The following is a 5,669-nucleotide window of genomic DNA, read 5'->3' on the forward strand; positions in this document are numbered from 1 at the left end:
CGAGCGCCGCCGCCAGCCGCTGGCGGTCCGGTGCCGCGCCGGCCGGTGCGTCGAACAACCGGTCCAGCTCGCGCCGCACCATCCGCGGATCGACTACCGGGTGATGCGCGGACCGCTCGGTGAGCACCCGCCGGATCGTCTGCTCCTGCTGGTAGTACCGAGCCAGGTACAGCAGCGGGCCGGAGTCGCCCGGCCCGCGAGACTCGACCAGCCGCAGTGGCCGCAACGGTCCCGCCGGGCCGCCGCACACCAGCGGGCTGACCCGGAGCGCGGCCACCACCGCCGCGATGTCCGGCCACGGCAGCGTCGCCGGATCGATACCGGCGTCCCAGGTTTCGTCGGCGTCGACGCCGATCTCCCGCATCCGGTGCAGTTCCAGGCACACCGAGCCGGAGCGCACCGCGCGCACCGCCAGTGCCGCGGCGAACAGCACCTCCTCCGACGATTCCCGGCCCAGCCTGCCCAGCCGCAGCGCCACGTGCACGTCGGCGGCCGAGAGCACACCCGCCTCGTTGAAGGTGCGCAACAAGCCGGTTCCCCGCTGCGCCACCTGAATCGAGGTCATCGCCCGGCCTCCCCGGCCAGCAGCGCCGACAGTGCGACGATCAGATCGGCGGGCGGATGCCAGTCGAAGACGCCACAACCGGACGGCGTCTGCGGTCCGATCATGCCGCGCACGAACAGGTAGCGAACGCCGCCGAGATGACGCGCCGGATCGTAGCCCGGCAGCCGCCAGCGCAGATATCTATGCAGCGCAACGGAATACAGCAGCGCCTGCAGTGGATAGTGGGAGCGCAGCATCTCGGCGGCCATCCGGTCGCGCGTGTAGTGCGCGACGGTGAGATCGCCGGTACCCAGCCGGTTGGTCTTGTAGTCCACGATGACGAACCGCGGCGCCGCGTCATCCGGGACGCGCAGCACCGCATCGATACTGCCGGTCAGGTAGCCACGCAGCGGTACGTCTTCCAGCGCCGCCACCAGGTTCGCGTACTCATACAGGTCGTCGTCGGCCGGGAGGTGGGCGCGCAGCAGGTCCGCGATCCGCCGCAGCGTCGGCGCGGTGGCGCCGGTTCGGTCGCCACCCGCCAGCGGCAGTTCGAACTCGAGTTCGGCGAGGCGGTCGCGGCGGGCGACATCGGCCAGGCAGCCGCGCCCGAGCGGTGTCCGCAGCACCGCGAGCAAGGCTGTGGCGAGCTGTTCGGGGTCCGCCGCGGCCATCAGTTCCGCCACCGCCTCGCGGCACCGCTCGCCTACCTCGGTCGCCAGGTCGGTGCGCTCGGTGTCGATCCGTTCCAGCACGGCGTGCACGAGCGTGCCGAATTCCGCGCCGTAGGGCAGCGCGTTCATCAGCGAGACGGCGCCGGTGGGCTCCGGCTCGGACGCGCCGATCGACGGTGCGCTCGCGGGCTCGTCGCCGGGACCCCTGAGGTCCTCCGGTTCGCTGCCGGTGTCCAGACCGGCGGGTCCGTGCGCCGACGCGGTGAGCGCCGAGTACGAGGTGCGCCGCCACTGCTGATCCAGGACGCGGTCGAACCGCGCGGCCGCCAGCTCGCCGAGCACGGGTTCGGTACGCACCCGGCGGATCGCGACGTCGTCGCTCACCGCCACCGGCGTCACCGAGACAGCCGCTCCCGCGTCCTGTGCCCACGCCGAAAGAGCCGACGCGGCAACGGCATCCGCGGGCACGGTGGCGCGCGTGGCGACCGCCGCGCCGCGGTCGGCCCGCCCGAAGACCATCCGGTGCAGCGGGGACGCCGCGGTGGTGATCGCCGGCGCCCACCAGGCGACGATCTGGCACATCGCCCGCGTGAGCGCGACGTACAACAGCCGCAGCTCCTCTCCCGCTTCCTCGGATTCGCTGCGTGCCTTGCGTTCGGCGTAGCCCGGCGCGTCCGGACCACCCACGTCCAGCACGCGCGCACCCTCGTCGTCGTGGAACAGCAGCGTCGCGGGGTACGGGTTCTTCGCGCTGTCCCAGGCGAACGGCAGGTAGACGACCGGGAATTCCAGTCCCTTGCTGGCGTGCACGGTCGCGATCTGCACGGCGGCGGCGTCCCGATCCAGCCTGCGGCTGCGGTCGGCGACGGCTCCGGAGGCGGGATCGCGCACCCGGTCGGCCAGCCATCGGGTCAGCGCGGTCAGCCCGAGTCCTTCGGTGAGCGCGACCTGATCGAGCAGCTGCGCGATGTGCCGCAGGTCGGTGAGCCGGCGTTCCCCGTTCTCCACGGCCAGCAGCCGCTGCGCCAGGCACGCCTCGGCGGCGATCTTCTCGAAGACGGCCGCGAAGCCCGCGCGAGTGAACAGCCGCGCTGCCTCGCGCAATTGCGCGCTGACCCGCCCGACGAGATCAGCTCCCCCACTGTCGATCTCGGCCGCGGTGACGCCGAGCAGCGGGGTGCACGCGGCCAGCCGAACCCGGTCGCCGCGGTGCGGCTGTTCCAGCGCCCGCAGCACCCACAGCCAGTCGGTCGCGCTGCTGGTCGCGAAGACGCTGGTGCCACCGGCGAGCACGGAGGCGACGCCGACGCGGTCCAGCGCGGCACGCACCACCTCGATCTGCGAACGGGTCCGCACCAGCACCGCGATGTCACCAGGTCCGATCGGCCTGCGCGCCGCGTCACCGATCTCCGGTGCGCCCGAATCCGACACGGCTACCAGGGGTTCCGCTTTCCCGTCGAGCAGCACGCCGGATTCGAGCAGGTGGACGACGTCGGCGGCCAAGTCGTCGGCGACCTTTGCTCGCATGCGGCCAACGGACGGGAACCCGGACTTGTTCAGCGGCCCGGCGCCCGTGCGGGGCAGGCATCGCACGCGCATCGGGGTGATCAGCTCTTCCGGACCGGACAACCGCGACCACGGTCTGGTCGGGGTGACCGGATGCACGCCGATTTCCTTGTGCCCCAGCGTGGCACCACCTTGCAGGTGCTCCAGCGCGGCCAGCAGTCCCGCGTCACTGCGCCAGTTGGTGGTGAGCTCCTTGCGGGTGTCTGCGTGCGCGACCGCGTCCAGGTAGCTGAGCACCTCGGCGCCGCGGAAGGCGTAGATCGCCTGCTTCGGGTCGCCGACCAGGACCAGCGTGGTATTCCCGTGGAACGATCTGCGCAGGATGTCCCATTGCAGTGGGTCGGTGTCCTGGAACTCGTCGACCAGGGCGACGCGGTAGCGCGCCCGGATGCGGCGGCACGCGCGGGGGCCGTGCTCGGGATCGGCGAGCACGTCGTGCAGCAGCACCAGCAGGTCGTCGAAGTCGCGCAGCCCGGCCAGCCGTTTGCGTCGTTCGGTCTCCGCGCGGACGGCGTGCGCGAACGCCACCCGCTCGCTCGCACCGGACTCGTCGGGGACGAGCGCCGCGTGCCGGTCCCGTACCGCCGCCAGCGCGAGCGTGCGGGCCTCCTTGACCGGGAACGGTGGTTCGGCGCGGGCGTACCGGTCGAGGTACAGATCGTCGACGACCGTGGCGACCAGGTCGTCCACGGTCTCCACCAGCCGGGTGCCTGGCTCGTGTTCGCCCGCGAACCCGAGTTCGTCGAGCATGCGCTGACAGAAGCTGTGCGTGGTGGCGATGGTGCCCGCGTCGAAATCCGACAGCGCCGTCAGCAGGCGGCGCTGCCGCAGCCGCACCTCCGCTGCGTCGGCGTCGGCCAGATACCGGACCAGCTCGTCGGCGTGTGCCCGCGCCGCGCCCGGGTCGGCCAATCCGGCGGCGACGGCGACGAACCGATCGCGGGTGCGTTCCCGCAGCTCCTGGGTGGCGGCGCGACTGAACGTCACCAGCAGCAGCTGGGACACCTCGATACCGGCCTCGGCGACGTAGCGTACGGCGAGCCCGACGATGGCATGCGTCTTGCCGGTGCCCGCACTGGCTTCCAGCACGGTCGTTCCGGTCGGCAAGGGCCCGTACGGCTCGAACGCGGCGGCGTCGAACGCGGCCGCGGGGAAGGAGGCTTCCTGGACGGTCACGCGTGCCTCCCTCCTGCGCCGCCGACTGTCACGCGGTCCGCGGACGTCACGAACGCGCGGTGGATCGCGCTGACCGGATCCGATGTACCAGCCGGATACGACTGTCCGAGCTGCCATTCTGCCGTGTACGCGACCGCGCAAGGGCGACCAACACGCGCCAGGACGGTGGCGGATTCCCGCGGCGCCCACGGGATCGCGCGCAATCGGCGACGCCGACCGGCCGCATCGTGACCGGTCACGGCTGCCCCTGGCTTTCCGCGGCAAGCAGCGGAGCCCAGATCCGCCGGGCCAGCGCACCGAAGCGAGTGGTCTCACCCCGCTCTCCCGCGGGCGCGGGCGCCGCCATGAGATCGTCGAGCCGCGGCGCCGCGCCCCAGACGTAGCGCAGGTGGCGGTCGGTGTGATCGCCGAATGGTCCGGGACCGTTGGGGCCGCCGTTGAATTCCCGCTCCGCCGCGGCGATCGCGTCCTCGGCCCCCGCCCCGCGAAAGCGGCGTTCGGCGTAGACCGCGGTGGCGGTGGGTGCGACGGGCAGCGGTTCGGTCAGCCCCGCGTCGCGCAGCGCGACGAGCTCGCGGAGGATCTCTCCGGCGACCGGCGCATCGGGTGCGGTGAGCTCACTACGCCATGCGGGACGGCCGAATTGGCCACGACCGGTGCTCACCGCGTGCCACGACCGGTCCTCGGTGACGGCGAGCGCCAGCAATGAAACCCACGCGCCGACACGGTGTTTCGGGGCGAGCCGGGAGAAAGTGGTGCGGACCAGCGCTTCGCCGCGCACCTCCGGCACGGTGCCGGTGAGCCTGCGTCCGTTGCCCAGATCCACCGCGATATCCACGGCGCGCGGGGCGCCCGCGTAGTCCGCCTGCGCGGCGCGCACCAACCGGTCCACGGTGTGCTCCACCTCGTCGAGGACGGCCGCGCCGAAACCGAAGGGCGGCAGTGTGCCGCGCCGCCATTCCGCCGCCCGCAAGCCCGCCGGATCCGCTCCCGTCAGGCGAGCGGCGAGCAGGCGCTCGCCCAGTTCCCACTTGGCGAGCCCGTCGAGTTCGATGGGCAGCCGGTCGGCGATGTCCTCCTCGTGCTCCGGGACGCGCAGGCCGAGGCGCTGCCACAGGAATGCGCGCACGGGATGCTCGGCGAACGAGATCAAGTCGGCCAGCGCAACATCCGCCTTTTCGGCGGGCGGCAAGGGCGCGGGCAGGAACGCCGGACGCGGCTGCGCGGGCCGACCGGACGCGTGCGCTCCGGCCAGCGCCGCGGTGTCGAAACTGAACGGACGCTCGGCCCGGAAGTTGCGGCGGTCGAAGTCTTGCAGCGGATGCCGCGTGACCACCGCCTCCATCGCCGCGGCGCCGACGTGCGCTCGCAGCGCGTCCAGCAGTTCGGCGACCGGGATGGCGGGCGGGCGGTGCGCTCCGGTCACCGGATCGGCACCGGTGTGCAACACCAGCAGCGCGTCACGGGCCGCGAGGACCGCGTCCAGCAGCAGCTGCCGGTCCTCGCTGCGTGGATCCCGTTCCCCCAGCAGCGGTTGCCTGGCCAGCAGGTCGTCGCCGTCCGCGCCGCTCGCGCGCGGGAACACCTCGTCGTCCAAGCCGAGCAGCACCACCACCCGGTGCGGCACCGACCGCATCGGCACCATCGTGCAGACGGTCAGCTCCCCGGTACGGAAATTGGCCCGGGTCGGCCGCGCGGCCAGCCGCGAA

The 5,669-nt window shown here is 72.7% G+C and carries 1 protein-coding gene and 2 pseudogenes; all 3 read right to left on the reverse strand.

What is annotated here, in order from left to right:
* A pseudogene (locus tag NA4_RS36980) lies at positions 1-565 on the reverse strand (exodeoxyribonuclease V subunit alpha); the annotation flags it as partial.
* Positions 562-3,960, reverse strand: coding sequence for a UvrD-helicase domain-containing protein (locus NA4_RS36985; protein ID WP_067480658.1), 3,399 nt, complete (start codon positions 3,958-3,960; stop codon positions 562-564). The pseudogene NA4_RS36980 and the gene NA4_RS36985, both read right to left, overlap by 4 nt.
* 235 nt (positions 3,961-4,195) lie before the next feature.
* Positions 4,196-5,669 (reverse strand): annotated as a pseudogene (locus tag NA4_RS36990) (exodeoxyribonuclease V subunit gamma); the annotation flags it as partial.

It is taken from the genome of Nocardia amamiensis NBRC 102102, from assembly GCF_001612745.1.
GTDB classification, from domain to species: Bacteria; Actinomycetota; Actinomycetes; order Mycobacteriales; family Mycobacteriaceae; genus Nocardia; species Nocardia amamiensis.